Source organism: Citrobacter sp. Cpo109 (assembly GCF_030332565.1).
Taxonomy (GTDB): Bacteria; Pseudomonadota; Gammaproteobacteria; order Enterobacterales; family Enterobacteriaceae; genus Citrobacter; species Citrobacter portucalensis.
In genome coordinates this window covers 131,585-157,606 of record NZ_JAOWHQ010000068.1, presented here as the reverse complement: position 1 = coordinate 157,606, position 26,022 = coordinate 131,585, and the positions used below count along the sequence as shown (strand labels likewise).

At 52.1% G+C, this 26,022-nt stretch carries 24 protein-coding genes; 17 read left to right on the top strand and 7 right to left on the bottom strand.

What is annotated here, in order from left to right:
- Positions 1-368 precede the first annotated feature (368 nt).
- The 12 genes from cysD (at position 369) to rpoS (ending at position 10,195) form a co-directional block, all read left to right on the top strand.
- On the top strand, positions 369-1,277 hold the full coding sequence (gene cysD / locus OGY71_RS17535) for a sulfate adenylyltransferase subunit CysD (protein WP_286613500.1): 909 nt from the start codon (positions 369-371) through the stop codon (positions 1,275-1,277).
- Positions 1,278-1,286: 9 nt separating this feature from the next.
- Positions 1,287-2,714, top strand: a complete 1,428-nt coding sequence (cysN, locus tag OGY71_RS17530; protein WP_003825716.1) for a sulfate adenylyltransferase subunit CysN — start codon at positions 1,287-1,289, stop codon at positions 2,712-2,714.
- The gene (cysC, locus tag OGY71_RS17525; RefSeq protein WP_003034157.1) at positions 2,714-3,319 is read left to right on the top strand and encodes an adenylyl-sulfate kinase; all 606 of its coding nucleotides are present in this window, start codon (positions 2,714-2,716) and stop codon (positions 3,317-3,319) included. The genes cysN and cysC overlap by 1 nt, the downstream gene beginning before the upstream one ends.
- 47 nt (positions 3,320-3,366) lie before the next feature.
- Positions 3,367-3,690 (top strand): DUF3561 family protein, encoded by a 324-nt coding sequence (locus tag OGY71_RS17520; protein WP_020996298.1) that lies wholly within the window; start codon positions 3,367-3,369, stop codon positions 3,688-3,690.
- A gap of 214 nt (positions 3,691-3,904) precedes the next feature.
- Positions 3,905-4,216, top strand: a complete 312-nt coding sequence (ftsB, locus tag OGY71_RS17515; RefSeq protein WP_003034163.1) for a cell division protein FtsB — start codon at positions 3,905-3,907, stop codon at positions 4,214-4,216.
- Between the two features lie 18 nt (positions 4,217-4,234).
- Positions 4,235-4,930 (top strand): 2-C-methyl-D-erythritol 4-phosphate cytidylyltransferase, encoded by a 696-nt coding sequence (ispD, locus tag OGY71_RS17510; RefSeq protein WP_003825722.1) that lies wholly within the window; start codon positions 4,235-4,237, stop codon positions 4,928-4,930.
- Positions 4,931-4,985: 55 nt separating this feature from the next.
- On the top strand, positions 4,986-5,465 hold the full coding sequence (gene ispF / locus OGY71_RS17505; protein ID WP_003034167.1) for a 2-C-methyl-D-erythritol 2,4-cyclodiphosphate synthase: 480 nt from the start codon (positions 4,986-4,988) through the stop codon (positions 5,463-5,465).
- The gene (truD, locus tag OGY71_RS17500; protein WP_048215656.1) at positions 5,462-6,511 is read left to right on the top strand and encodes a tRNA pseudouridine(13) synthase TruD; all 1,050 of its coding nucleotides are present in this window, start codon (positions 5,462-5,464) and stop codon (positions 6,509-6,511) included. The genes ispF and truD overlap by 4 nt, the downstream gene beginning before the upstream one ends.
- Positions 6,492-7,253: a 5'/3'-nucleotidase SurE gene (gene surE, locus OGY71_RS17495; protein WP_003825728.1), complete on the top strand. Its 762-nt coding sequence runs from the start codon at positions 6,492-6,494 to the stop codon at positions 7,251-7,253. The genes truD and surE overlap by 20 nt, the downstream gene beginning before the upstream one ends.
- Positions 7,247-7,873 carry a protein-L-isoaspartate(D-aspartate) O-methyltransferase gene (locus OGY71_RS17490; protein WP_286613499.1) on the top strand — a complete coding sequence of 209 codons (627 nt, stop codon included), beginning with the start codon at positions 7,247-7,249 and terminating at the stop codon, positions 7,871-7,873. The genes surE and OGY71_RS17490 overlap by 7 nt, the downstream gene beginning before the upstream one ends.
- 184 nt (positions 7,874-8,057) lie before the next feature.
- Positions 8,058-9,140, top strand: coding sequence for a murein hydrolase activator NlpD (gene nlpD / locus OGY71_RS17485; RefSeq protein WP_223240872.1), 1,083 nt, complete (start codon positions 8,058-8,060; stop codon positions 9,138-9,140).
- Between the two features lie 62 nt (positions 9,141-9,202).
- Positions 9,203-10,195: an RNA polymerase sigma factor RpoS gene (gene rpoS / locus OGY71_RS17480; RefSeq protein WP_000081498.1), complete on the top strand. Its 993-nt coding sequence runs from the start codon at positions 9,203-9,205 to the stop codon at positions 10,193-10,195.
- Between the two features lie 142 nt (positions 10,196-10,337).
- Here rpoS and OGY71_RS17475 read toward each other — a convergent pair whose 3' ends face one another.
- The gene (locus tag OGY71_RS17475; protein ID WP_003825812.1) at positions 10,338-10,742 is read right to left on the bottom strand and encodes a MarR family winged helix-turn-helix transcriptional regulator; all 405 of its coding nucleotides are present in this window, start codon (positions 10,740-10,742) and stop codon (positions 10,338-10,340) included.
- A 160-nt stretch (positions 10,743-10,902) separates the two neighbouring features.
- Here OGY71_RS17475 and OGY71_RS17470 point away from each other — a divergent pair, with 160 nt between their 5' ends.
- Genes OGY71_RS17470 through OGY71_RS17460 form a run of 3 tightly spaced genes read left to right on the top strand, consistent with a single transcriptional unit; the run spans position 10,903 to position 13,170 of the window.
- The gene (locus OGY71_RS17470; protein WP_063940954.1) at positions 10,903-11,496 is read left to right on the top strand and encodes a non-oxidative hydroxyarylic acid decarboxylases subunit B; all 594 of its coding nucleotides are present in this window, start codon (positions 10,903-10,905) and stop codon (positions 11,494-11,496) included.
- Positions 11,496-12,923 (top strand): non-oxidative hydroxyarylic acid decarboxylases subunit C, encoded by a 1,428-nt coding sequence (locus OGY71_RS17465; protein WP_003825816.1) that lies wholly within the window; start codon positions 11,496-11,498, stop codon positions 12,921-12,923. Before OGY71_RS17470 ends, OGY71_RS17465 begins: the two co-directional genes overlap by 1 nt.
- Positions 12,924-12,933: 10 nt before the next feature.
- Positions 12,934-13,170 (top strand): non-oxidative hydroxyarylic acid decarboxylases subunit D, encoded by a 237-nt coding sequence (locus OGY71_RS17460; RefSeq protein WP_126956672.1) that lies wholly within the window; start codon positions 12,934-12,936, stop codon positions 13,168-13,170.
- 92 nt (positions 13,171-13,262) lie between these two features.
- Here the strand turns inward: OGY71_RS17460 and mutS are convergent, their stop codons facing one another.
- The 3 genes from mutS to OGY71_RS17445 all read right to left on the bottom strand — a co-directional run bounded on the left by mutS (position 13,263) and on the right by OGY71_RS17445 (position 17,334).
- A complete protein-coding gene (gene mutS, locus OGY71_RS17455; protein ID WP_003825819.1) occupies positions 13,263-15,830 on the bottom strand; it encodes a DNA mismatch repair protein MutS in 2,568 nt (855 codons plus the stop codon).
- Positions 15,831-16,036: 206 nt separating this feature from the next.
- Entirely contained in the window at positions 16,037-16,549 is a 513-nt protein-coding gene (locus OGY71_RS17450) for a YqeJ family protein (protein ID WP_003825820.1), read from the bottom strand.
- Entirely contained in the window at positions 16,549-17,334 is a 786-nt protein-coding gene (locus OGY71_RS17445) for a winged helix-turn-helix domain-containing protein (RefSeq protein ID WP_063940956.1), read from the bottom strand. The genes OGY71_RS17450 and OGY71_RS17445 overlap by 1 nt, the downstream gene beginning before the upstream one ends.
- Positions 17,335-17,789: 455 nt before the next feature.
- On the opposite strand from OGY71_RS17445, the gene OGY71_RS17440 reads away from it, so the two are divergent.
- Positions 17,790-18,395, top strand: coding sequence for a helix-turn-helix domain-containing protein (locus tag OGY71_RS17440; RefSeq protein ID WP_003825823.1), 606 nt, complete (start codon positions 17,790-17,792; stop codon positions 18,393-18,395).
- Between the two features lie 42 nt (positions 18,396-18,437).
- Here the strand turns inward: OGY71_RS17440 and OGY71_RS17435 are convergent, their stop codons facing one another.
- The 3 genes from OGY71_RS17435 to OGY71_RS17425 all read right to left on the bottom strand — a co-directional run bounded on the left by OGY71_RS17435 (position 18,438) and on the right by OGY71_RS17425 (position 23,423).
- The gene (locus OGY71_RS17435) at positions 18,438-19,811 is read right to left on the bottom strand and encodes an HlyD family type I secretion periplasmic adaptor subunit (protein ID WP_003825825.1); all 1,374 of its coding nucleotides are present in this window, start codon (positions 19,809-19,811) and stop codon (positions 18,438-18,440) included.
- Positions 19,798-21,990, bottom strand: a complete 2,193-nt coding sequence (locus OGY71_RS17430) for a type I secretion system permease/ATPase (RefSeq protein ID WP_286613498.1) — start codon at positions 21,988-21,990, stop codon at positions 19,798-19,800. The genes OGY71_RS17435 and OGY71_RS17430 overlap by 14 nt, the downstream gene beginning before the upstream one ends.
- An 89-nt stretch (positions 21,991-22,079) precedes the next feature.
- Complete coding sequence (locus OGY71_RS17425) at positions 22,080-23,423, bottom strand: TolC family outer membrane protein (protein ID WP_286613497.1); 1,344 nt, start codon at positions 23,421-23,423, stop codon at positions 22,080-22,082.
- Positions 23,424-23,755: 332 nt separating this feature from the next.
- On the opposite strand from OGY71_RS17425, the gene OGY71_RS17420 reads away from it, so the two are divergent.
- A partial coding sequence (locus OGY71_RS17420) for a retention module-containing protein (RefSeq protein ID WP_286613518.1) occupies positions 23,756-26,022 on the top strand: 2,267 nt, incomplete at its 3' end.

Below are 26,022 nucleotides of genomic sequence, written 5' to 3'. Positions count from 1 at the left end.
TTTATTTGTCATTTTGAATACGGGCAGTGCTCACAATCCTCACGTACTGCATGTACGCTCCGGTTGTTCCGCGCTGTCCGTATCCAAACTGACAGCAACAATGTACGCCTAATGGGATAGGCTCTGAATACCAAGCAGAAATTTTTAGCCGCTAGTATGAAACCGTGATCGAGGTAAAACAATTTCATTTGTTCCTAAATGCCCGAATTCCGGTAGCTTAAGCACTTTTTGATATTTGCTTTTCCGGATCGTTATTCCTTTGAGGAACTACTCATTCCAATTCGTAATTTCATTCGCCCTCCAGCCCTCCCTATAGTCAGGTTATCTGAGCATCGTTAGCAAAATAACGGCATTACATAGGAACGGTTATGGATCAAAAACGACTTACCCACCTGCGGCAACTGGAAGCGGAGAGCATCCATATCATTCGTGAGGTGGCCGCCGAGTTTTCTAATCCGGTGATGATGTATTCCATCGGCAAAGATTCCAGCGTAATGCTGCATCTGGCGCGTAAAGCGTTTTATCCGGGCACGCTGCCGTTCCCATTGCTGCACGTTGATACTGGCTGGAAATTCAGCGAAATGTACGAGTTTCGTGACCGCATGGCGAAAGCCTACGGCTGCGAACTGCTGGTGCATAAAAACCCGGAAGGGGTGGCGATGGGCATCAACCCGTTTGTCCACGGTAGCGCCAAGCATACCGACATTATGAAAACTGAAGGGCTGAAGCAGGCACTGAATAAATACGGTTTCGATGCCGCGTTTGGCGGTGCTCGTCGTGACGAAGAGAAATCGCGTGCCAAAGAGCGCATTTACTCTTTCCGCGATCGTTTTCATCGCTGGGACCCGAAAAATCAGCGCCCGGAGCTGTGGCACAACTACAACGGGCAGATTAATAAGGGCGAAAGCATTCGCGTATTCCCGCTCTCTAACTGGACTGAACAGGATATCTGGCAGTACATCTGGCTGGAAAATATCGACATCGTGCCGCTGTATCTGGCGGCGGAGCGTCCGGTGCTGGAACGCGACGGCATGCTGATGATGATTGATGACGACAGAATCGATCTGCAGCCCGGGGAAGTGATTAAAAAACGCATGGTGCGTTTCCGTACGCTCGGCTGCTGGCCGCTGACAGGCGCGGTGGAGTCGAATGCGCAGACGCTGCCGGAAATTATCGAAGAGATGCTGGTCTCAACCACCAGTGAACGTCAGGGCCGCGTGATTGACCGCGACCAGGCGGGCTCCATGGAGCTGAAGAAACGTCAGGGGTATTTCTAAGGAGCCGCCATGAACACGACACTTGCACAACAAATTGCTAATGAAGGCGGCGTTGAAGCCTGGATGGTTGCCCAGCAACACAAAAGTCTGCTGCGTTTTTTAACCTGCGGTAGCGTGGATGACGGGAAAAGTACCCTGATTGGCCGTCTGCTGCACGACACGCGTCAGATTTATGAAGACCAGCTTTCATCGCTGCACAATGACAGTAAACGTCACGGCACTCAGGGCGAAAAGCTCGATCTGGCGTTATTGGTTGACGGCTTGCAGGCCGAGCGCGAGCAGGGCATCACCATCGACGTGGCGTACCGTTATTTCTCTACCGAGAAGCGTAAATTTATTATTGCGGACACTCCCGGACATGAGCAGTACACCCGTAACATGGCGACCGGTGCGTCGACCTGCGATCTGGCGATCCTATTGATCGATGCGCGTAAAGGCGTACTGGATCAGACTCGTCGTCACAGCTTTATCTCCACGCTGCTTGGGATCAAACACCTGGTGGTGGCGATCAACAAAATGGATCTGGTGGACTTTAGCGAAGAGACATTTAACCGCATTCGCGAAGACTATCTTACTTTTGCTGAACAACTGCCGGGCAGTCTGGATATCCGGTTTGTGCCGCTCTCTGCGCTGGAAGGCGATAACGTGGCTTCGCAAAGCACCAGTATGCCGTGGTACAGCGGTCCGACGTTGCTGGAAGTGCTGGAAACCGTTGAGATCCAGCGCATTGTTGATACTCAGCCGATGCGCTTCCCGGTGCAGTATGTGAACCGACCGAATCTGGATTTCCGTGGTTATGCCGGAACGCTGGCCTCCGGTAGCGTGAAGGTCGGGCAGCGCGTCAAAGTGCTGCCGTCCGGTGTTGAGTCGAGCGTGGCGCGGATCGTAACCTTTGATGGCGATTTACAGGAAGCGCATGCGGGTGAAGCGATCACCCTGGTGCTGAAAGATGAGATCGATATCAGCCGGGGCGACCTGCTGCTTGATGCCGGTGAAACGCTGCCGGCAGTACAAAGCGCAGCTGTTGATGTGGTGTGGATGGCGGAACAACCGTTGTCGCCCGGGCAGAGCTACGACATAAAAGTCGCAGGCAAGAAGACCCGCGCACGCGTAGATAGCGTGCAGCATCAGGTCGATATAAACAACCTGACCCAACGTGACGTTGAAGCGCTGCCACTGAATGGCATCGGTCTGGTTAATCTGACTTTTGATGAGCCGCTGGTGCTGGATACCTATCAGCAGAATCCGGTTACGGGTGGGCTGATTATCATTGATCGCCTGACTAACGTTACCGTTGGCGCGGGGCTGGTGCGTGAACCAATCGTCCAGGAGCTTGCCACAGCTTCTCAGTTCAGCGCGTTTGAGCTGGAGCTTAATGCACTGGTGCGTCGCCACTTCCCACACTGGGGTGCGCGCGATCTGCTGGGAGGAAAATAATGGCGCTGCATGACGAAAACGTCGTCTGGCATGCCCATCCTGTTACACCGCAACAGCGGGAACAACGCCACGGTCATCGTGGTGTTGTGCTGTGGTTTACCGGGCTGTCAGGTTCTGGTAAATCCACGGTAGCAGGAGCGCTGGAAGAGGCGCTGCATAAGCTGGGGGTGAGCACCTATCTGCTGGATGGCGATAACGTGCGTCACGGTCTGTGCAGCGATCTTGGGTTTAGCGATGCCGATCGCAAGGAGAATATTCGTCGGGTTGGTGAAGTGGCTAATCTAATGGTAGACGCCGGCCTGGTGGTGTTGACTGCGTTTATCTCTCCACATCGCGCCGAGCGAAAAATGGTTCGCGAGCGCGTGGGCGAAGGGCGTTTTATTGAGGTTTTTGTCGATACGCCATTAGCAACGTGTGAAGCACGCGATCCAAAAGGGCTGTATAAAAAAGCGCGAGCGGGGGAATTGCGTAATTTCACCGGAATTGACTCGGTTTACGAAGCGCCTGAATCGCCAGAGATTCATCTTGATGGTGAACAATTGGTAACAAATTTGGTTCCTCAATTATTAGACCTGCTGAGGCAGGAAGATATTATCAGATCCTGAGACACCCGAGCTTGCATGCCCGGTCAGTCACAGTCACAGGATTAGATATGCGTAACAGCCATAACATTACTATTACAGAATCAGATACCTTCGCTGCCGACGACGAAACTACCTGGTCACTCCCAGGAGCCGTGGTCGGTTTTGTCGCGTGGTTGCTGGCGCTGGGATTCCCGTGTCTGATGTATGGCCCTAACACACTGTTTTTCTTCCTCTATACCTGGCCCTTTTTCCTCGCGTTGTTGCCCGTGGCGATTGTCGCGGGTATTGCCCTGCATTCGCTATTGAAGGGGAGATTGCTGCTGAGTATTGCCTGTACCCTGCTGGTGGTTGGCGCAATGTTTGGCGCACTGTTTCTGTGGCTACTGGGTTAGGCATACGTCCTTTCACGCGATCGCCGCTGTTGTTCACTGTCTGGCCATAATTCAAACCGTAACCAACAATGAGATTATGTTCTCCTTACACGGGGTATACGTAACAACGAGCAAATGTGGTACATTTGCCCGCGTTGTCGCGGCATTCCCGTCCGTTGATGTAAAGTTGTCAGCGGAGTTTATGGGATGTTGATGCCGTTTTTCAGGGGGCAGGATGGGTAAACTTACGTTGCTGTTGCTGGCTTTATTAGTCTGGCTACAGTATTCGCTGTGGTTCGGTAAGAACGGCATACATGACTATAGTCGCGTCAACGATGATGTTGCGGCGCAGCAAGCTACAAACGCGAAACTGAAAGCGCGTAACGATCAGCTTTTTGCCGAAATTGACGATCTCAATGGCGGGCAAGAGGCTATCGAAGAGCGCGCGCGTAACGAACTCAGTATGACTAAGCCAGGCGAAACCTTTTATCGTCTGGTGCCTGACGCGTCTAAACGCGCTCAGACTGCAGGGCAAAACAATCGATAAACCGTCCAGGGATTTAACATGGCAGCCACTTTAATGGACGTTTGCGCCGTGGTGCCGGCTGCCGGGTTTGGCCGCCGAATGCAAACAGAGTGTCCTAAGCAGTACCTCTCTATTGGCAATAAAACCATTCTCGAACACTCGGTTGATGCGCTGCTGGCTCATCCCCGGGTGACGCGAGTCGTCATCGCTATTAGCCCTGGCGACAGTCGCTTTGCCCAACTTCCACTCGCAGCGCACCCGCAAATTACCGTGGTGGATGGTGGCAACGAACGTGCCGATTCTGTCCTGGCCGGTTTGCAAGCCGCAGGTGAGGCCAGTTGGGTACTGGTGCATGATGCCGCGCGTCCGTGCCTGCATCAGGAAGATTTATCTCGTTTGCTGGCAATAAGTGAAACCAGCCGCATCGGCGGGATCCTTGCTGCGCCGGTGCGCGACACGATGAAACGCGCGGAGCCGGGCCGAACAGACATCGCCCATACGGTCGATCGCACCGATTTATGGCATGCGTTGACGCCGCAGTTTTTCCCTCGCGAGCTGTTGCATGACTGTCTGACCCGTGCGCTAAACGAAGGCGCAACCATTACGGACGAAGCCTCGGCGCTTGAATATTGCGGTTTTCATCCGCTGCTGGTCGAAGGACGCGCTGACAACATTAAAGTCACCCGCCCGGAAGACCTGGCGCTGGCGGAATTTTATCTGACCCGAACTATCTAGATACATCATTCTTCAGGTTGCCTGGAGGATGTTGTGTATATCAGGAGAAGGCATAATGCGAATTGGACACGGTTTCGACGTACACGCTTTTGGCGGAGTTGGCCCAATTATCATTGGTGGTGTGCGCATCCCGTATGAAAAAGGATTGCTGGCGCATTCTGATGGCGATGTGGCGTTACACGCGTTAACCGATGCTCTGCTGGGCGCGGCTGCGCTGGGGGATATCGGTAAACTCTTCCCGGACACCGACCCGGCCTTTAAAGGTGCAGATAGTCGTGAATTATTGCGTGAAGCCTGGCGGCGTATTCAGGCCAAAGGCTATACGCTTGGTAATGTGGATGTGACGATTATTGCTCAGGCGCCGAAGATGCTGCCGCACATTCCGCAAATGCGCGTGTTTATTGCCGAAGATCTCGGCTGCCATATGGATGATGTTAACGTGAAAGCGACCACCACGGAAAAACTCGGTTTTACCGGGCGTGGGGAAGGGATTGCCTGTGAAGCGGTGGCGTTACTCATTAAGGCAACGAAATGACTGCGTTTGAAGATCTGACGTATCTCCATGGCAAACCACAAGGCCATGGCGTTCTGAAAGCGAATCCGGAAGACTTTGTCGTCGTCGAAGATTTAGGCTTCGAACCGGATGGCGAAGGCGAGCACATTTTGGTGCGTATCCTGAAAAACGGTTGTAATACCCGTTTTGTGGCTGACGCGCTGGCGAAGTTCCTGAAAATTCACGCCCGTGAAGTGAGCTTTGCTGGCCAGAAAGACAAGCATGCAGTCACGGAACAGTGGCTGTGCGCGCGCGTGCCGGGCAATGCAATGCCTGATTTAAGCAAATTTGAACTCGAAGGCTGTAAAGTGCTGGAGTACGCGCGCCACAAGCGTAAGCTGCGTTTAGGGGCGCTGAAAGGTAACGAATTTACGCTGGTGCTGCGTGAAGTGAGCCAGCGAAATGACGTTGAAGCGCGTTTGCAGGCGATTAGCGAGCGCGGCGTACCGAACTATTTTGGCGCTCAGCGTTTTGGTATTGGCGGCAGCAACCTGCAAGGGGCGCTGCGTTGGGCGCAAAGCGATGCGCCGGTGCGCGATCGCAATAAGCGCAGTTTTTGGTTGTCGGCGGCCCGTAGTGCGTTGTTTAATCAGATAGTCAGTGAACGCTTGAAAAAAACAGACTTTAATCAAGTTGTTGACGGCGATGCGCTACAATTGTCGGGACGCGGAAGTTGGTTTGTCGCCACGCAGGAAGAACAGACCGAATTACAGCGTCGCGTCGATGATAAAGAATTGATGATTACAGCGGCATTACCGGGCAGCGGTGAGTGGGGAACTCAGCGCGACGCGCTGGCGTTTGAAGAAGCCGCTATTGCTGATGAAACCGCGCTGCAGTCGCTGTTGTTGCGCGAGAAAGTCGACGCATCGCGTCGTGCTATGTTGCTGTATCCACAACAATTAAGCTGGAACTGGTGGGATGACGTAACCGTTGAGTTACGTTTCTGGCTACCGGCAGGTAGCTTCGCCACCAGTGTTGTAAGGGAACTTATTAACACAATGGGTGATTATGCGTATATTGCTGAGTAACGATGATGGGGTCCACGCACCCGGTATACAAACGCTGGCGAAAGCGCTGCGTGAGTTTGCTGACGTACAGGTGGTTGCCCCGGATCGTAACCGCAGTGGCGCGTCTAACTCGCTGACGCTGGAATCCTCACTTCGCACGTTCACCTATGATAACGGTGATATCGCCGTACAAATGGGTACACCTACCGATTGCGTCTATCTGGGCGTGAACGCATTAATGCGTCCGCGTCCGGACATTGTCGTGTCTGGTATTAACGCAGGTCCTAATCTGGGCGATGATGTTATCTATTCCGGTACCGTTGCGGCGGCGATGGAAGGTCGTCACCTGGGCTTTCCTGCGCTGGCGGTCTCACTTGATGGGCATAAACACTACGATACTGCTGCCGCAGTAACCTGCCGTATCTTACGGGCGCTGAGTCGCGAACCGCTGCGCACCGGGCGCATTTTGAATATCAACGTGCCGGATTTACCGCTGGATCAGATTAAAGGTATCCGCGTTACTCGCTGCGGTAGTCGCCATCCTGCGGATCAGGTGATACCACAGCAGGACCCGCGCGGTAATACGCTGTACTGGATCGGGCCGCCGGGCGAAAAGTGCGACGCCGGACCGGATACAGATTTTGCCGCCGTCGATGAAGGCTATGTTTCCATTACGCCGCTGCATGTCGATTTAACCGCCTACGGCGCGCATGAAGTTGTTTCTGACTGGTTAGACAGCGTGGGAGCCGACACGCAATGGTAAGCAGACGCGTACACACTCTTCTTGAACAATTACGTGCGCAGGGCATCAGAGATGAGCTTGTTCTCGATGCACTTGCCGCCGTGCCGCGTGAAAAATTCATTGATGAGGCGTTTGAACATAAGGCCTGGGACAATATTGCTCTGCCGATTGGTCAGGGGCAGACGATTTCGCAGCCCTATATGGTTGCGCGGATGACTGAGCTGCTTGAGTTAACGCCGCAGTCCCGGGTGCTGGAAATTGGTACCGGCTCTGGCTACCAAACGGCGATTCTGGCACACCTGGTGCACCATGTGTGCTCTGTTGAGCGCATTAAAGGTTTGCAGTGGCAGGCGCGTCGTCGACTTAAACGGCTTGATTTACATAATGTTTCTACCCGTCATGGTGATGGATGGCAGGGCTGGCAAGCGCGAGCCCCGTTTGACGCTATCATTGTTACGGCAGCGCCGCCTGAGATCCCAACTGCGCTAATGATGCAGTTGGATGAAGGCGGCATTCTCGTCTTACCCGTGGGCGACGAGCACCAGTTTCTGAAACGGGTGCGTCGTCGGGGAGGCGAATTTATTATCGATACCGTGGAGGCCGTACGTTTCGTTCCCTTAGTAAAAGGGGAGCTTGCGTAGATACAGGCTCTGAATACCTGGAGTTTTCCTGGATATTCTGGAATTAGTAAGCGTATCGTGGTCACGTTTCCAGTGCCCAGTCCGATGCCTTGCACGGTGATTACGTCACTGGTTTTAACCAAATTTTCCTGGGGGATAAATGAGCGCGGGAAGCCACAAATTTACCGTTCGCCGCATTGCGGCATTGTCACTGGTTTCATTATGGCTGGCAGGTTGTTCAAATACCTCGAATCCACCAGCGCCGGTCAACTCGGTTGGTGGCAGTGCATCAACGAACACCAATTCCGGCATGCTGATTACGCCTCCACCAAAAATGGGCTCGACGTCGACAGTACAGCAAACGCCACAGATCCAGCCGGTGCAGCGTCCGACCACACAGTCAACACAGATCCAGCCTGTCGCGGAACAGCCTGTGCAGATGGAAAACGGTCGTATTGTGTACAACCGTAAGTATGGGAACATTCCGAAAGGTAGCTATACGGGCGGCAGTACCTATACTGTTAAGAAAGGCGATACCCTTTTCTATATTGCCTGGATTACCGGGAACGATTTCCGTGATCTCGCACAACGCAATAACGTTCCGGCCCCGTATGGCCTGAATGTCGGTCAAACTCTGCAAGTGGGCAACGCGTCGGGTACACCGATTACTGGTGGTAATGCTATTACCCAGGCGGATGCAGCACAGCAAGGAGTTGTGACCAACCCTGCACAAAATTCCACCGTTGCTGTTGCTTCGAAACCAACAATTACGTATTCTGAGGATTCAGGTGAACAAAGTGCTAATAAAATGTTGCCGAACAACAAGCCTGCTGGGACCGTTGTCACAGCGCCTGTAACGGCTCCAGCAGTTAGCGCAACCGAATCAACTGCAAGCTCAACGTCAACCAGCTCGCCAATCTCTACCTGGCGCTGGCCGACTGACGGCAAAGTAATCGAAAACTTTGCGGCTACTGAAGGTGGCAATAAAGGGATCGATATTGCAGGCAGTAAAGGACAGGCTATTGTCGCGACCGCAGATGGACGCGTCGTATATGCCGGTAACGCACTGCGCGGTTACGGTAATCTTATTATCATCAAACATAACGATGATTACCTGAGTGCCTACGCCCATAACGATACAATGCTGGTCCGGGAACAACAAGAAATCAAGGCGGGGCAGAAAATAGCTACCATGGGTAGCACCGGAACCAGTTCAACACGCTTGCATTTTGAAATTCGTTACAAGGGGAAATCCGTAAACCCGCTGCGCTATTTACCGCAGCGATAATTCGGCGGAACCAGGCTTTCACGTGCTAGTTCCGTTAGGGATCACGGGTAGGAGCCACCTTTATGAGTCAGAATACGCTGAAAGTTCATGATTTAAATGAAGATGCGGAATTTGATGAGAACGGAGTAGAGGCTTTTGATGAAAAAGCCTTGAGTGAAGAGGAACCCAGTGATAACGACCTGGCTGAAGAAGAGCTGTTATCGCAGGGGGCCACACAGCGTGTGTTGGACGCGACTCAGCTTTACCTTGGTGAGATTGGTTATTCACCACTGTTAACAGCCGAAGAAGAAGTTTATTTTGCGCGTCGCGCACTGCGTGGGGATGTCGCTTCTCGCCGTCGCATGATTGAAAGTAACCTGCGTCTGGTGGTGAAAATTGCTCGTCGTTATGGCAATCGTGGTCTGGCATTGCTGGACCTGATTGAAGAGGGCAATCTGGGACTGATCCGTGCAGTCGAGAAGTTTGACCCGGAACGCGGGTTCCGCTTCTCAACATACGCAACCTGGTGGATCCGCCAGACGATCGAACGGGCGATTATGAACCAAACCCGTACGATCCGACTGCCGATCCACATTGTAAAAGAGCTGAACGTCTATCTGCGTACCGCGCGTGAGTTGTCGCATAAACTGGACCACGAACCGAGCGCAGAAGAGATTGCTGAACAACTGGATAAACCGGTTGATGACGTCAGCCGTATGCTCCGACTCAACGAGCGTATTACCTCGGTAGACACCCCGCTGGGTGGCGATTCCGAAAAAGCGTTGCTGGATATTCTGGCCGATGAAAAGGAAAACGGCCCGGAAGACACCACGCAAGACGATGATATGAAACAGAGCATCGTCAAATGGCTGTTCGAACTGAACGCCAAACAGCGTGAAGTGCTGGCACGTCGTTTTGGTCTGCTGGGGTACGAAGCTGCGACACTGGAAGATGTGGGCCGTGAAATTGGTCTCACCCGTGAACGTGTTCGCCAGATTCAGGTTGAAGGTCTGCGTCGTCTGCGTGAAATTCTGCAGACTCAGGGACTGAATATCGAAGCGCTTTTCCGCGAGTAAGCACAAGTTCTATCAAGAAAGGCCAGTCTCATTGAGACTGGCCTTTTTCTATGTTTGTTGCCTGATGGCACTGCGTTTATCAGGCCTACGGGGAGCAGGACTTTGTAGGCCGGATAAGACATTTATGTCGCCATCCGGCAGATTAGTTCATCATCTTACGCACCAGACGTGTGAACTGCTCACGTTCTTCATCAGATAATCGCCCCAGAAACTCATCATCCACGCTATCGCCTAACGGAGTTGCGCTGGCCAGTAATTCTTCTCCTTGTGCGGTCAAATAAACAAACCGCCGACGCTTATCTGCCGGGTCATGTTCACGCCTGACCAGCTCCCGTTTTTCCATTCGGCTTAGCATTTCCGCAAGGGTTGCCTTGGTACAGACTGCGGCTTCGGTCAGGTCAACCTGCTCAATGCCGGGACGTTCAGCAATGGCACGCATTACCGCATACTGTGGTTTGGTCAGGTCCGGTAATTCATGTTGCCAGCGGGACGTATGCTGCTGGAAGAGCTGACGTAAAAGGTGAAATGCTTTATTTCGTAACGGCATGAGCGCTCCGGAATTCCTGTCAGTCTCTATCATAGCGGGTTACGCATCTTTTTTTAACAATTGCGGCTTTAGCGATCTGTGCGCGATGGCCTTGCCCGAAATGTTATGTGAGAGTATTTTAATCAAAACGTTCGTACACGAACAAAAATTGAGAAACTAAATGAGATTAATTGTCGGAATGACCGGGGCAACCGGCGCACCGCTTGGCGTGTCGCTATTGCAGGCGTTGCGGGAAATGCCCGAAGTGGAAACCCATCTGGTGCTGTCAAAGTGGGCCAAAACCACTATTGAACTGGAAACGCCGCACAGCGTCCGTGATGTGTCTGCGTTGGCCGATTATTGCCACAACCCGGCGGATCAGGCGGCGACCATCTCCTCTGGATCGTTTCGCACTGACGGCATGATCATTATCCCCTGCAGTATGAAAACCCTGGCCGGTATTCGTGCAGGCTACGCGGAAGGGCTGGTGGGTCGGGCTGCTGATGTGGTGCTGAAAGAAGGGCGCAAGCTGGTTCTGGTACCGCGTGAAATGCCGCTTAGCACGATTCATCTGGAAAACATGCTCGCGCTTTCCCGCATGGGCGTGGCGATGGTCCCGCCGATGCCCGCGTATTACAACCACCCGCAAACGGTCGATGACATTACGCAGCATATCGTTGCGCGTGTGCTCGATCAGTTTGGTCTGGAACACCCCAACGCCCGTCGCTGGCAGGGTTTACGGCAGGCGCAGAATTTTTCACAGGAGAATGAATAATGGCATTTGATGATTTGCGCAGCTTTTTACAAGCGCTGGATGACCAGGGGCAATTGCTGAAAATCAGTGAAGAAGTTAACGCCGAGCCGGATCTGGCTGCGGCAGCCAATGCGACCGGACGCATTGGTGATGGTGCGCCAGCGCTGTGGTTTGACAATATTCGTGGTTTTACCGATGCCCGCGTGGCGATGAACACTATTGGTTCGTGGCAGAATCACGCCATCTCTTTAGGCCTGCCGCCAAATACCCCGGTGAAAAAACAGATTGATGAGTTTATTCGCCGTTGGGATAAATTTCCGGTTACGCCGGAGCGTCGCGCCAATCCGGCATGGGCTGAAAACTGTGTTGATGGTGATGAGATCAACCTGTTTGATATTCTGCCGCTGTTTCGCCTGAACGATGGCGACGGCGGTTTCTATCTTGATAAAGCCTGCGTGGTGTCGCGCGATCCGCTGGATCCGGACAACTTCGGTAAACAGAATGTCGGCATTTATCGTATGGAAGTGAAGGGCAAACGCAAGCTTGGCCTGCAGCCGGTACCGATGCATGATATCGCGCTGCACCTGCATAAAGCCGAAGAGCGCGGTGAAGATCTGCCGATTGCCATCACGCTGGGTAACGATCCGATCATTACCCTCATGGGGGCCACGCCGCTGAAGTACGATCAGTCGGAATACGAAATGGCGGGAGCGCTGCGTGAAAGTCCGTATCCGATCGCTACCGCGCCGCTCACCGGCTTTGACGTGCCATGGGGTTCAGAAGTGATCCTCGAAGGGGTAATTGAAAGCCGTAAGCGTGAAATCGAAGGGCCGTTTGGCGAGTTTACCGGGCACTATTCCGGTGGACGTAATATGACGGTCGTGCGTATCGATAAAGTCTCTTATCGCACCAAACCGATTTTTGAATCGTTATATTTGGGGATGCCGTGGACGGAGATTGACTACCTGATGGGGCCGGCAACCTGCGTACCGCTTTATCAACAGCTGAAAGCCGAATTTCCGGAAGTGCAGGCGGTGAATGCCATGTATACCCACGGTTTGCTGGCGATTATCTCCACCAAAAAACGCTACGGCGGCTTTGCCCGCGCGGTGGGGCTGCGCGCAATGACGACGCCGCATGGCCTGGGTTACGTGAAAATGGTGATTATGGTTGATGAGGATGTTGATCCGTTCAACCTGCCGCAGGTGATGTGGGCGCTGTCTTCGAAGGTCAATCCGGCGGGCGATCTGGTGCAATTGCCGAATATGTCGGTGCTGGAGCTTGATCCGGGTTCCAGTCCGGCGGGGATTACCGACAAGTTAATTATTGATGCGACTACGCCGGTTGCGCCGGATAACCGTGGGCACTACAGCCAGCCGGTATGCGATTTACCAGAAACGAAAGCCTGGGCAGAAAAACTGACCGCCATGCTGGCCAACCGTAAATAAGGAGTAGCAGATGATTTGTCCACGTTGTGCCGATGAACATATTGAAGTGATGGCAAACTCGCCGGTAAAAGATGTCTGGACGGTATATCAGTGCCAGCATTGTCTATACACCTGGCGTGATACTGAGCCTCTACGCCGTACCTGCCGCGAGCACTACCCGCAAGCGTTTCGCATGACGCAGAAGGATATTGATGACGCACCGATGGTGCCGAGTATTCCACCGCTGCTGGCAGAAGATAAGCGCTAATCAACACGCCGGGTGCGGCTTCGCCTTACCCGGCCTACATATAGCGATATTTTGCAGGCCCGATAAGCGTATCACTATCGGGCATTACGGCGTTACACCAGACTCTTCAACCGGTAGATCCACTCCAGCGCCTGACGAGGCGTTAGCGAATCCGGGTCGAGGTTTTCCAGGGCTTCAACGGCGGGCGACGTTTCTTCCTGAGCTGACAGGAGCGACATCTGTGTGCCGTCGACCTGAGTTGCAGCAACATTCGGCGCGATGCTTTCCAGTTCGCGCAGTTTTTGCCGCGCGCGTTTAATAACCTCTTTTGGTACACCTGCCAGGGCAGCTACCGCCAGACCATAGCTCTTGCTTGCCGCACCATCCTGTACGCTGTGCATGAAGGCGATGGTATCGCCGTGCTCTAACGCATCCAGATGCACATTTGCTACGCCTTCCATTTTCTCCGGTAACTGAGTCAGTTCGAAATAGTGGGTGGCAAACAAGGTTAATGCTTTGATTTTATTAGCCAGGTTTTCTGCGCACGCCCACGCCAGCGACAGGCCGTCGTAGGTGGAGGTGCCGCGTCCAATCTCATCCATCAGCACCAGGCTGTTCTCGGTGGCATTATGCAGAATGTTGGCGGTTTCAGTCATTTCTACCATGAAGGTAGAACGACCGGAGGCCAGATCATCCGCCGCACCGACGCGAGTAAAGATCCGATCGATCGGGCCTATTTCCACTTTCTGCGCCGGAACGTAGCTGCCGATGTAGGCCAGCAGCGCAATTAACGCAGTCTGGCGCATATAGGTACTTTTACCCCCCATATTCGGGCCGGTGATGATCAGCATCCGTCGCTGAGGCGAGAGGTTAAGTGGGTTGGCGATAAACGGCTCGGTCAGCACCTGTTCAACCACCGGATGACGTCCCTCGGTAATACGAATACCAGGCTTGTCGGTGAAGGTCGGGCAGGTGTAATTCAGGGTATAAGCGCGTTCTGCGAGGTTGACCAGTACGTCCAGTTCTGCCAGCGCGCTGGCGCTTTGTTGCAAATCAGCCAGGTGCGGCAGCAGCATGTCGAACAGCTCATCGTACAGCTGTTTTTCCAGCGCCAGCGCTTTGCCTTTTGATGTCAGAACTTTGTCTTCGTACTCTTTCAGCTCCGGAATAATGTAGCGTTCGGCGTTTTTCAGCGTCTGGCGACGCACATAGTTAATCGGCGCCAGATGACTTTGCCCGCGACTGATCTGAATGTAGTAGCCGTGAACGGCGTTAAATCCAACCTTCAGCGTATCAAGGCCGGTGCGCTCGCGCTCACGGATTTCCAGTCTGTCCAGATAGTCAGTTGCGCCATCAGCCAGCGCTCGCCACTCGTCCAGTTCTTCGTTATAGCCCGGGGCGATGACGCCACCGTCGCGAACCAGCACAGGTGGAGCTTCCACTACGGCACGTTCCAGCAGTTCACGCAGGTCAGCAAACTCACCCATTTTCTCGCGCAGCATCTGTACGGGGGCACTGTCTACGCTTTCCAGTTGCGCGCGCAGTTCCGGTAATTGCTGGAAGGCATGACGCATACGGGCCAGATCGCGCGGGCGCGCAGTACGCAGGGCCAGGCGCGCCAGGATACGTTCAAGATCGCCGACCTGACGCAGCACGGGTTGCAATTCACTGGTGGAATCCTGTAGCGCGCCGATGGTCTGTTGGCGCTCAGTGAGGACTTTGGTGTCGCGGACCGGCATATGCAGCCAGCGCTTGAGCATACGGCTGCCCATCGGCGTCACGGTGCAGTCGAGTACCGAAGCCAGCGTGTTTTCAAAGCCGCCTGCCAGGTTCTGGGTAATTTCCAGATTGCGGCGCGTGGCGGCATCCATAATGATGCTGTCCTGCTGACGTTCCATGGTGATGGAACGAATATGCGGCAGCGAGGTACGCTGGGTATCTTTTACGTATTGCAGCAGGCAGCCAGCTGCGCATAATCCACGCGGGGCGTTTTCCACGCCAAAACCAATCAGATCCCGCGTGCCAAACTGCAGGTTTAGCTGCTGGCGAGCAGTATCGATTTCAAATTCCCATAGTGGACGACGACGTAATCCGCGACGTCCCTCAATCAGTGAGGTTTCAGCGAAATCTTCGGCATACAGCAGTTCAGCGGGATTGGTGCGCTGCAATTCTGCAGCCATCGTCTCGCGGTCGGCAGGTTCGCTGACGCGAAAACGCCCGGAGCTGATATCCAGTGTGGCGTAGCCGTAACCTTTACTGTCCTGCCAGATAGCGGCCAGCAGGTTGTCCTGGCGTTCCTGCAACAGCGCTTCATCACTGATGGTACCTGGCGTGACGATACGCACTACTTTGCGCTCAACCGGACCTTTGCTGGTCGCCGGATCGCCAATCTGCTCACAAATAGCAACGGACTCACCCTGGTTGACCAGCTTAGCGAGGTAGTTTTCTACCGCATGGTGAGGAATGCCCGCCATCGGGATAGGCTCGCCCGCAGACGCGCCGCGTTTGGTCAGGGAGATATCAAGCAACTGAGACGCACGTTTCGCATCGTCATAAAACAGTTCGTAAAAGTCGCCCATGCGGTAAAACAACAGTATCTCCGGATGCTGGGCTTTCAGCTTGAGATACTGCTGCATCATTGGGGTGTGGTTCGTGAAGTCCGTATCAAGTGACTCTTTCATATCGCTTTTGCTCTTTTTTTAATCTTTTTGGGGACCTGGGCAGTCTCACGTGAGCCCCTGGAAACTCACATAAACCCACAAATTTGTCATTCGAAAGCCGCCTGATGGGCAGTAACGACGAGCGTTGGCTCGACCTGAATGGTCTATCTTATCACCGACAACGACTGAGATTCATCCGTAGGTTTTGCCGCCAGAACGCTTATTGATTATTCATTTTCTGGCAAAGCATAATTCTGGCAGTACAGATAGGGGATCCCCTCTTTGGTAATCAGGTATGTCGCGCTGTTCAGCGCAAAAAAATCGACGTTGGATACGCTGGTGTTGGTCAGGAAAAAGTCGGGGAGGAGTTCCTGAATAAGGCTGGCGGGAGCCGTTTCGCGATTGGAAATTTGGATTTTCTGTGAAATCCAAACCGGGCTTGAGCCGTAGCTGGATTGTGTAAAAAGTACCATGCGTTGCACGGTTTGCTCATTATTTTCGGCATCTTTGATAATACCATCAATATTCACAATACCTTTACTGCCCCCGGTTTTAATATCAATAATCCCGCGGAACGAGCTTGTATTGCGTACAATTTCGATGGCAGAGCGGCAAGTGAGATCATGTAACTCGCCATTGTTCTTACTGTACCGATAGACGACAGTAAGAATAAGCGCAGCAAAACAAAGCAGCAGGATAATACCTGTCTGGATGCGGGACGTTCGGGGATATAAGTTCATTAGCTATCATACCGTGGATAATATACCGACTGACAGGCATTTTCTTGCCTGGCTTTTATCGGTGAGCGACACACCAGCACGGACAGTTTCTTAGACTCAGGATAGGTCGTGATATAGATAAATTTATGGTTCTGACACAGTCCTGGGTTTTTGTCGATAAACGCGGTATGCCGGGAGAAATTACTGGCATCGTTATTGAAATAATACTGACAGTCAGTGGGTGCTTTATCCGCAGTGATATAGCCTGAGAAATAATCATCGCTGGCTTGCCACGGATATAATATAAGCACACAAATTATCAGGGTAAGTGCCAACATTACTGTTTCTGCAGCCGTTATCAAAGGTTGACGCGGTGTGTCAGCCAAAAATTCCTCAATGGTGGCATCTGGCGCTAAGGATTCTTCCGCAGAAGCAGAGTTCTCCTCCGGTGTTTCAATGACCTGAATATCAAACTCTTCTTGAATGATCAGCCCTTTGCGGGGGATCGTTGTGATCAGCGGTTGTTCAAGCTCCAGCTGCTGCAAGCTTTTACGCAACGAGAGAATGCTTTGATAAAAGGCGTTGAAACTCACCTGGCGGTGATTTTTACCCCAACCGAATTCCAGTAATTCGTTTTGAGAAACCACTTGCCCGCGATGTTGAATAAGTAATAAAAGACATAACGACGCTGAGTGTTTGAGTTTTATCCGCTGATTGGGGTGATCTACCCGCGCCAGACATTGTGTGGCTGGCGTAAATATTATTCTATTTTCAATCAGATAACTGACATTGCCAGTCTCAGACATATTGTCTCTACTCTTGATGATGCGTCTGGTGGTTGTTTAGTCATGATACCACTGAGCCTATAAAGACCACCAGCATGGACCTGATTCCACAGCGAGAACCGCGAAGTGTTGCAATTTGGTATCATGATATAACAAGAATGATAACTTTTTAATGAAAATAAAACCCATTAAAATCAATTAATTGTATCTTTTTGGCTACTCTGCAAAGAACAGAAAGATGAAAAAATGTCGACAAAGATGATTGCCATTAATTCTTTATGGACAGCGCCATATACTGCCTGGCACCACCACGCGAAAACAGCATGAACCTTAACGCGTCAATGGCACCAGGGAATGCCGGTGGTAGATGTAGATGGGAATAAATGTCAGCTTGTTTGCGAGCTGACATTTATTTTTAGTGCTGAGTAAATTTAACCATCTTTTTGACTAAGCCATAATTTGCGGTAGAGAGTCCCATGTTCCAGAAAGAAATTGAAAATGCTGTAGTGCTCGTTGGCGATGAAATGAAGAAGTCGGATAATGCCTGGCTATCGTTACGTAAAAAACGTCAGCGTATTGATTTGAAGACCGATGGACATATTCTATTTCTGGAGAAAGGGACTGTCTCTGTTTATCGTGTGGAAAACGATTTAGTGACCGTGAGTATTTCTGCACCTGCTATTCTCGGCCTGCCACAAATGCGTACGGAAGTGGCTGGTCACTATTTACGTTGTGATACTGATTGTGAAATGTGGGCGATGAGCGTCCAAAATGCCGATCACCTGTTTACGACCAAAAACTTATGGAAGCAGGCGTTTGATATCTTAACGCATCATCTTCAACGTTATTTCCAGCGTGAGGCGTTGCAGTCGCACCGCACTATACGTGAGCAGATTATTGAACACGTGAAATATATCTGGGCAATGGAGCCAGGGGTTCGTGAGAAAACGTCCGTGTATACTTTTATTTTGACCCGTAACCATATCTCGCGTAGCGCCATCCATAAGGTATTACAGGAGCTGGTTAATGACGGGAAAATCATCCTGAATCGTGGAAAGCTCTCTTTTTGCACGCCGTTATAAACTCATGCGCTCCCCGGCAAAAATGTAAGGGAGCGCAACCTATCAACGTTCTCTGAGTGCTTCCGCGCGTGCGCGAATAATCGGTTTTAACAGGTAGCTCAGAATCGTTTTCTTGCCGGTGAGAATATCGACGCTCGCCACCATACCGGGAATGATCAGCATCGGATGCTCTTTTGTTCCCAGATAATTTTTATCCGTCTGCAAACGCACAATATAAAAGCTGCGGCCCTGCTTATCGGTAACGGTGTCCGGGCTTATCTGCACTACTTCGCCTTGCAGACCGCCATAGATGGTGTAATCGTAAGCGGTAAATTTCACCATCGCATGTTGACCCGGATGGAGGAAGGCGATATCGCGCGGCTGGATTTTGGCTTCGATTAACAGTTTGTCATCCAGCGGAACGATTTCCACTAGATCGCTGCCCGGTTGAATGACGCCGCCGATAGTATTCACCATCACCTGCTGGACGATACCCCGCACCGGTGAGGTGACCATGGTACGGTTCACCCGATCCTCCAGTGCTTTAACGCTTGCCTGGGTTTTACTCAGATTGGTGCGAGCTTCATTGAGTTGGGCCAGCGCATCGCTCTGGAAACGGCCACGGCTTTCACCGATTTTATTCTCAATCTCTTTAATTTCTGACGTGGCCTTGGGCAGCGACAGGCTAATAGAATTGAGCTGCCCGGCGGTTTCCACTTCGGTACGACGCAGGCGCAGCAGTTCGACTTTTGAAATGGCACCTGAAGCGAGCAGCGGCTCGGACATTTTGATTTCCTGACGGATTAACCCGAGGCTGTGCTTAAACTGATCCTCCTTTGACTCAAAGTCGCGCAGCTCCTGTTTTTTCTGCACCAGTTGTTCTTCAAGCCCGGAAATTTCGTTGTGAAATTGTTCCCGGCGGCTGTTGTACAGCTCGGTTTCTCCCCGGGCGACATCCGGCGCCTGGCTGGCTATCTCGGGTGAAATCACAAAGTCCCGGTTTTCAACTTCCGCCGTCAGGCGTTCTACCTTGGCGCGCAGACCGAGTTTGTCGGCTTCAGTTTCGCCAACGTTGGAGGCGAAGCGCGTGTCATCGAGGTGCAGTAATGGGGTTCCGGCGTTAACGATTTGCCCTTCATGCACATATAGCTCGGTAACAATCCCCCCTTCCAGGTTCTGGATTTTTTGCAGTTTTGATGAAGGGATCGCTTTGCCTTCACCGCGTGTCACTTCATCAATTTTTGCAAAACCAGCCCAGATGAAGGACAGCACCACCAGCGCGAGGATCACCCACAGCGTCAGTCGTATCACTCTTGGGGCGTCATCAATTATGGCCTGGCTAACCTCATTAATACTGTCAGTTTGATTTTCATCACGACCGCGAAAATAGTGCTGCATATAGCTGCGGGCACGAGTCAGGAGATCAGCGAGACGCATTAATTTGCCCCTTTTTCAACGCATCCATCACTACCCCTTTCGGACCGTCTGCGATGATGCGACCTTTATCAACAATAATCAGACGGTCAACCAGCGACAGCATGGAAGCGCGGTGCGTGACCAGTAATAACGTTTTTCCCGCAATGCAGGGGGCCAGTGCGTGTTTGATCTTCTCTTCGCTGGTGTTGTCCATCGAACTGGTGGGTTCATCCAGTAGCAGGAGAGGGGGATCAAGCAACAGTGCGCGCGCTAGCGCCACCGCCTGCCGTTGCCCACCGGAAAGCTGGGAGCCGCGTTCGCCGACCTGCAGGTTATAGCCGTCGGGATGCAGGCGTGCGAATTCGTTGACGCCCGCCAGTTCTGCCGCTCGCAGCATGGTTTCGTCATCGACATAGCGCGCTCCGCACAGCAGGTTATCGCGCAGCGTGCCGTTGAATAGCTGGATGTCCTGCGGCACGTAGCCGATGCTGTGGCGCAGATCGTTCACATCCAGCTGACGAGAGTCGATACCATCGATCAGCAGGTTCCCGGCGCTCGGCTGGTATAAATTGACGATTAGTTTACTCAGCGAACTTTTACCGGAACCGCTGCGCCCGATAATGCCGATGCGCTCACCGGGCTGAATGGTCAGGTTAATTTTGTGCAGCGACAGGTTTTGTTGCTCCGGGTAGCTGAAATCCACATCGCGAAATTCAATGCTGCCCTGTAACTGTTCACGCTTGAGCGGGTTTTCATCCGCACGGCGCTCCTGCGTCAGCGACATCATTTTCTCAGTGTTTTTGATGGTCAGCTTCGCCTGCTGATAGCGGGCGATAAGGCCGGTGAGCTGACCCAGCGGCATGAGTGCCCGACCGTTAAGCATGTAGCAGGCGATCAAGCCACCCATACTCAGTTTGCCGTCGATAATCATGTACACCCCGACGATGATCATCACCACGCCTGAAATTTGCTGGAACCAGCCGGTGAGATTGCTCGCCAGGCTGGACAAGGTTTTCACCCGCAGTTCGAGACGGCTCAGGCTACCAAGCGTTTGTTCCCACTGGAACTGGCGTTCGCTCTGGGCATTATTCACTTTGATGCCATCCAGACTGCTCAGGGTTTCAATCAGTAGCGCCTGGCGTTCGCTGGCGAGGCTCATGGTTTTTGCCACAGCAGCGTTGACCGGTTTTTGTAGTGCCCAACTGCACAACAGGGCAATCGGTAATGTCAGTACCGGGATCCATGCCAGCGCGCCGCCGATAATGCCAATAACAATCAGCAGTAACAGGGTGAAGGGCAAATCGATAATTGTCGTCAGAGTGAGTGATGAGAGGAAATCACGCAGCGACTGAAACTCGTGAATGTTTTGCGCAAAGCTGCCCACGCGCGCCGGGCGCTCTTTCATCTCCATGCCGATAATGCGCTCAAACAGGGTCGAAGAGATGATGAGATCGCTTTTCTTACCTGCAATATCAAGGCAGATACCGCGCAGCATTTTTAAGATCAGATCAAAGACAAAAGCCAGGCAGATGCCGACTGCCAGCACCCATAATGTGACCGTTGCCTGGTTTGGCACGACGCGGTCATACACATTCATGGTAAAGAGCGGTGTGCCGAGCGCAATCAGGTTGATTAACAGACTGGCCAATACCGCATCCATATACAGAAAACGCGACAGCTTCAGCGTGTCTTTAAACCAGGATTTGGTGCGCGGCAGAAAGGCCTCAGCCTGCAAATCGAATTCGTGGCGCGGATGCGCAAAAATGACTTTACCCGCATAGTTTTGCTCAAGCGTGGCGGCATCAACGCAAATTTCTCCACCTTCGCTTTCGCTGGGCATAAAGCGGGCGCTACCGTCATCGTTCCAGGCCAGCAACACCCCGGTTCCCCCAGAATTCAATAACAAGACCGCTGGCAGAGACATCGCTGGAATTTTATCGAGTGAGCGCGTGACGACTCGCGCCTTTAAACCGGCCCTTGCCGCCGCGCGTGGAAATATATTCAGCGTGAGCCGATCGTTTTCTAATGGCAGGCCACTGCTTAATGTTGAACGACTCGCCGGTTTTCCGTGCAGAGAACACAGAATTAGTAAGCTATCTAATAACGGGTCGTCATTATGGCTACGTGGGTCGTGATGTTGAGAATTAGGACGAGCGTGATTCTCAGGGACGTCATTTAATAATTCGGCTTGTGCACTCATTTTCGCAACCATTCTGACCGTGCACGGTTAAATAATAGCAAGCTAATTATAAGCGTGCAGGTCAGAGATTTATTGGGGATTAATAATTATTAATGAAGTTCCGGTAAGCTATTTTCTTCTGCTGAATCTACCGGTTGCCCCGATGGCGGAGGTGTAATTTTTAGAATATTCATTAATTCACCGGTGCGTTCGCTAATACGATAGCCACTGGTCATGGCCAGATAACGTAATTCAACAAGACGGCGTTTAGAGGAGAACACTTCATTTTCACTATCGAGTAAATCCAGCAGTGTACGCTCGCCAAGACTAAATTGATCCTGATAAGCCGTGCGCACTTTGACGCTGCGGTCGGCATATTCTTCCGCCGAAGGAAGCTGAGCGCGTGCGTTTTGCAGTGCGGTCCAGGCCAGGCGTAGCTCCTGATTCAGCTGGCGCAGCGTGTTATTACGTACATCCTGGGCCTGCTTGTGCAGATAAGCACGGGAGTTCATGTTGGCTTTGTCGCTGCCGCCCTGGTACAGGTTGTAATGCAGTTTGACCATCGCCTCCCACTCTTCGGTGTGCGCGCGAGTGGTATCGGTGTTGTTGCTAATCCCGCGGGAAAGCTCAACGTCCACACGTGGATAGAAGGTGGATTTCGACGCTTCGTACTGCTGGTGCGCAGCTTCGATATCCGCATTGGCAGACTTCAGTAATGGATTATTTTTTTCCATCCGACTTTTGGCATCTTCCAGCGAGGTGGGCAGTTGAGAGTCAATGCTCTCTGGCTGGCTTAAACCCTGCGGGTCCATGCCCGTCACGCTGACAAAGGTGGTTTTCGCGTCTTCAAGGTTAGTCTGCTCGGTCAGCAGGTTGTTTCGCGCCTGCGCCAGACGCGCTTCGGCCTGCATAAAATCCCCGGAGCGCCCAACGCCCTGATCGGTACGCAGTTTTATCTGGTCGTAAATGCGCTCGTGGTTCGCCAGATCGTCTTCAGCAAGGCGCACAAACTCTTCGCGTTGCAGCACGTCGAAATAGGCCTGAATCACCGCATAAGCGGTGCTTTCGCTGGTGTTCATCACGCTGTAAGCGCGTGAGTCTACGGTCGCTTTTTGTCGTGCCACTTCGCTGTTGGTCGCAAAGCCGTTAAACACATTTTGCTCAAGGCTGATAGTCGCCTCGTTAGGGGACTGAGTCAGGCCGTTATTGCGACCAGTCGCGCGGGTAGTTGCATCATCAACATTTTTGCGCCCGGCCTCGGCATTTAAATTCAGTGATGGCAAATAGCCACCTTGTGCCGCCCGCAGATCTTGCTCTGAGGAAAAACGGCTATTAATTGCAGCATTAACTTCAGGATGATTGGCTAATGCATTTTTAACTGTATTTTGTAAGTCTTCTGCATTTACTGCATTTATTGAAAAACATGAAAGCAGAAAAACTAAAAGCTTCTTCATGACATGAATGCCCTATATCTCACGGTTATGACATCCAGTTGTCATCGCTATCATCCATTTTTACAAACACGTTATATTAATTAACAAATGTGAATTATCTTAATTGAAGCCTGTAATCAGCTATTCAGCGACATGTTTTGTCACATCGTGTTTTATTTTTGGTTATTTTTTATTATATTCATTTGCCAGTCAAGTCTCATGTAATTGCATTCTATAAAATGTGTTTTTTTCTACATTGAGATATTAATGTTTACATTAATTGAATGTGATATTTGTTCGTTAATATATTAACGAGTTTATAAAAATAATGATGGTAATTAAGTGAGGTTACGGTGAGCAAATTACTCGGTGTGATCAAAGCAATTATTGGACAGGTTTACGTAGTTGATGCCAATGGTGCACAACGACTGGTTCATGAAGGCGACAGGGTATATAGCGGTGAAGAAATTGTGACCGGTGCCAGCGGTGCGGTAAGTATCTCTTTACCAGACGGAAAAACGCTGGATATAGGCCGTAATAGCCATTGGGGTGAGCATGGGCTACAGGTTAGCCATCACCCGGAAAGTAGTGCTCAGGATATTGCCGCCGCACAAAAGGCCATTGCCGATGGCGCTGACCCGACGCAGGTGCTGGAAGCCACCGCGGCGGGTAATGAAGCACCGGTAACCTTAGAAGGCGGCGGCGGGGGGCACACTCTGGTTCAGCTTGAACTGACCGGGCAGGTGGTTGATCCTACAGCAGGTTTTAACACCAAAGGTCTGGGAAGCCCGAACTGGGATATCAACTTGCCAATTGGAGGAATTGATGCAGGTTCCGCGAGTGTTTTCCCGCCTGAGGTGCAAATTACCGAGTTTGCCGGCAACGACGGTTTCATTAACAAAAGCGAATTCCACCAGACCCATTTAAGCGGCACCAGTAATCAAAATCACATCACTCTCACCTTCACCGATAGCCAAAAAAACACATTTACTGTTACTGTTCCGGTGAGCAACGGGCACTGGAATATTGATACCGATCTGGGGGGACTGGTTCCGGGAAATGTAACAGTGGTGGCAATCGCGACCGATGTGACGGGACGAACGGCAGAAAGTTTTGACCATGCACTGATTGATATTACCGGACCACACATCGACATTACCGTTGATAACGTCACGCCGGATAACATCATTAATTACGAAGAGTCACGTCAGCCGCAAACGCTGATCCACGGGTTGGTCGGCGGCGATGCTAAACCCGGCGATATCGTTACTTTATTGGTTGATGGTAACGAATATACCGGCGTTGTTACCGACCCCGGTAATGGGACTCTGACTTATACCATCCCGGTACTGACTCAGGGGTTACTGAATGACCCGAATATTCACGCCACATTAACTTCTACTGACGACGCAGGAAACACCACCATTGTTTCCACGGATCATCATGTCGATAACGACCTGTATGCGCAAAATGCCGTGACTATTGAAACGGTGGCGAATGATGATGTCGTCAACGCTAATGAGTCTCGTATGCCGACCACTATTTCTGGCGTTGCCAGCGGTGATGCGAAAGTGGGTGATCCGGTCACGTTGACCATTCAGGGCAAAGCGTTTCAAGGCACGGTTTTCGACGATCATGGCCAGCTACGCTATGAAATCGTTGTGCCTTCCGCAACCCTCAAAGAGGGGGCTAACGATGTGCAGGTGACGCTGGTCAGCCACGATGCGGCGGGCAACGAAGTGACTGCGTTCGCGCACCATACAGTGGTGCTGGATACCCAGGCACATAACGCCCTCACGATTGATGATGTCACGACAGATAACACCCTGAATCGTGCTGAGCTGTATATGCGTAACCAGGTGATTTCCGGAACCGTCAGCGGAGAAGACGCGAAAGCGGGCGACCCGGTACTGGTAGAGATCAATGGCCACCAGTATAACGGTCAGATCATCGATCTCGGCAATAGCACGCTGGGCTATCGTATTGCGGTGAACGCAGCCGATTTTGCCAACAACGTTGCAAAAGTCGATGGTTATATGGACGTGAAGGTAACGGTCACCTCTCACGATGCGGTGGGCAATCTGGCGATTGCCACCGACACCCACAGCGTGCATGTCGACAACTTCGCGGAAAACACGGTACATATCGATACCGTGGCGAACGACAATGTGGTCAACGCTATTGAAAACCGGATGACCACGCTGATAAGCGGCGTGGCAGGCGGCGATGCCAAAGCGGGGGATACCGTTACCGTCAGCGTGCAGGGGCAGGACTTTACCGGCAAAGTCGTCAACATCAACGGCGAGCAGCGCTACGAAGTGGCGGTGCCGGTCGGCACACTGCAGGAAGGTAAAAATGCGGTAGTGGTGACGCTGGTCAGCCACGATGCGGCGGGTAACGAAGTGACCGCGCTGGCGCACCGTACCGTGGTGCTGGATACCAAAGCGCATAACACCGTCAATATTCATGACGTCACCGCCGATAACACCCTGAACTTTACTGAGCTGTCGGCGGCGAAGCAGACGATTACCGGGAACGTGCGCGGGGAAGATGCAAAAGCGGGCGACCCGGTGCTGGTGGAGATTAACGGCCACCAGTATCACGGCCAGGTGATTGATAC

What these genes read in the sequence shown, in the direction of transcription:
- OGY71_RS17465 (WP_003825816.1), top strand. Translation starts at nt 11,496, where the DNA reads ATGGCATTTGATGATTTGCGCAGCTTTTTACAAGCGCTGGATGACCAG.
- ispD (WP_003825722.1), top strand. Translation starts at nt 4,235, where the DNA reads ATGGCAGCCACTTTAATGGACGTTTGCGCCGTGGTGCCGGCTGCCGGG.
- OGY71_RS17430 (WP_286613498.1), bottom strand. Translation starts at nt 21,990, where the DNA reads ATGAGTGCACAAGCCGAATTATTAAATGACGTCCCTGAGAATCACGCT.
- OGY71_RS17450 (WP_003825820.1), bottom strand. Translation starts at nt 16,549, where the DNA reads ATGAACTTATATCCCCGAACGTCCCGCATCCAGACAGGTATTATCCTG.
- OGY71_RS17445 (WP_063940956.1), bottom strand. Translation starts at nt 17,334, where the DNA reads ATGTCTGAGACTGGCAATGTCAGTTATCTGATTGAAAATAGAATAATA.
- cysC (WP_003034157.1), top strand. Translation starts at nt 2,714, where the DNA reads ATGGCGCTGCATGACGAAAACGTCGTCTGGCATGCCCATCCTGTTACA.
- truD (WP_048215656.1), top strand. Translation starts at nt 5,462, where the DNA reads ATGACTGCGTTTGAAGATCTGACGTATCTCCATGGCAAACCACAAGGC.
- cysD (WP_286613500.1), top strand. Translation starts at nt 369, where the DNA reads ATGGATCAAAAACGACTTACCCACCTGCGGCAACTGGAAGCGGAGAGC.
- OGY71_RS17475 (WP_003825812.1), bottom strand. Translation starts at nt 10,742, where the DNA reads ATGCCGTTACGAAATAAAGCATTTCACCTTTTACGTCAGCTCTTCCAG.
- cysN (WP_003825716.1), top strand. Translation starts at nt 1,287, where the DNA reads ATGAACACGACACTTGCACAACAAATTGCTAATGAAGGCGGCGTTGAA.
- OGY71_RS17520 (WP_020996298.1), top strand. Translation starts at nt 3,367, where the DNA reads ATGCGTAACAGCCATAACATTACTATTACAGAATCAGATACCTTCGCT.
- ftsB (WP_003034163.1), top strand. Translation starts at nt 3,905, where the DNA reads ATGGGTAAACTTACGTTGCTGTTGCTGGCTTTATTAGTCTGGCTACAG.
- OGY71_RS17460 (WP_126956672.1), top strand. Translation starts at nt 12,934, where the DNA reads ATGATTTGTCCACGTTGTGCCGATGAACATATTGAAGTGATGGCAAAC.
- OGY71_RS17490 (WP_286613499.1), top strand. Translation starts at nt 7,247, where the DNA reads ATGGTAAGCAGACGCGTACACACTCTTCTTGAACAATTACGTGCGCAG.
- OGY71_RS17425 (WP_286613497.1), bottom strand. Translation starts at nt 23,423, where the DNA reads ATGAAGAAGCTTTTAGTTTTTCTGCTTTCATGTTTTTCAATAAATGCA.
- OGY71_RS17435 (WP_003825825.1), bottom strand. Translation starts at nt 19,811, where the DNA reads ATGCGTCTCGCTGATCTCCTGACTCGTGCCCGCAGCTATATGCAGCAC.
- OGY71_RS17440 (WP_003825823.1), top strand. Translation starts at nt 17,790, where the DNA reads ATGTTCCAGAAAGAAATTGAAAATGCTGTAGTGCTCGTTGGCGATGAA.
- mutS (WP_003825819.1), bottom strand. Translation starts at nt 15,830, where the DNA reads ATGAAAGAGTCACTTGATACGGACTTCACGAACCACACCCCAATGATG.
- ispF (WP_003034167.1), top strand. Translation starts at nt 4,986, where the DNA reads ATGCGAATTGGACACGGTTTCGACGTACACGCTTTTGGCGGAGTTGGC.
- rpoS (WP_000081498.1), top strand. Translation starts at nt 9,203, where the DNA reads ATGAGTCAGAATACGCTGAAAGTTCATGATTTAAATGAAGATGCGGAA.
- OGY71_RS17470 (WP_063940954.1), top strand. Translation starts at nt 10,903, where the DNA reads ATGAGATTAATTGTCGGAATGACCGGGGCAACCGGCGCACCGCTTGGC.
- surE (WP_003825728.1), top strand. Translation starts at nt 6,492, where the DNA reads ATGCGTATATTGCTGAGTAACGATGATGGGGTCCACGCACCCGGTATA.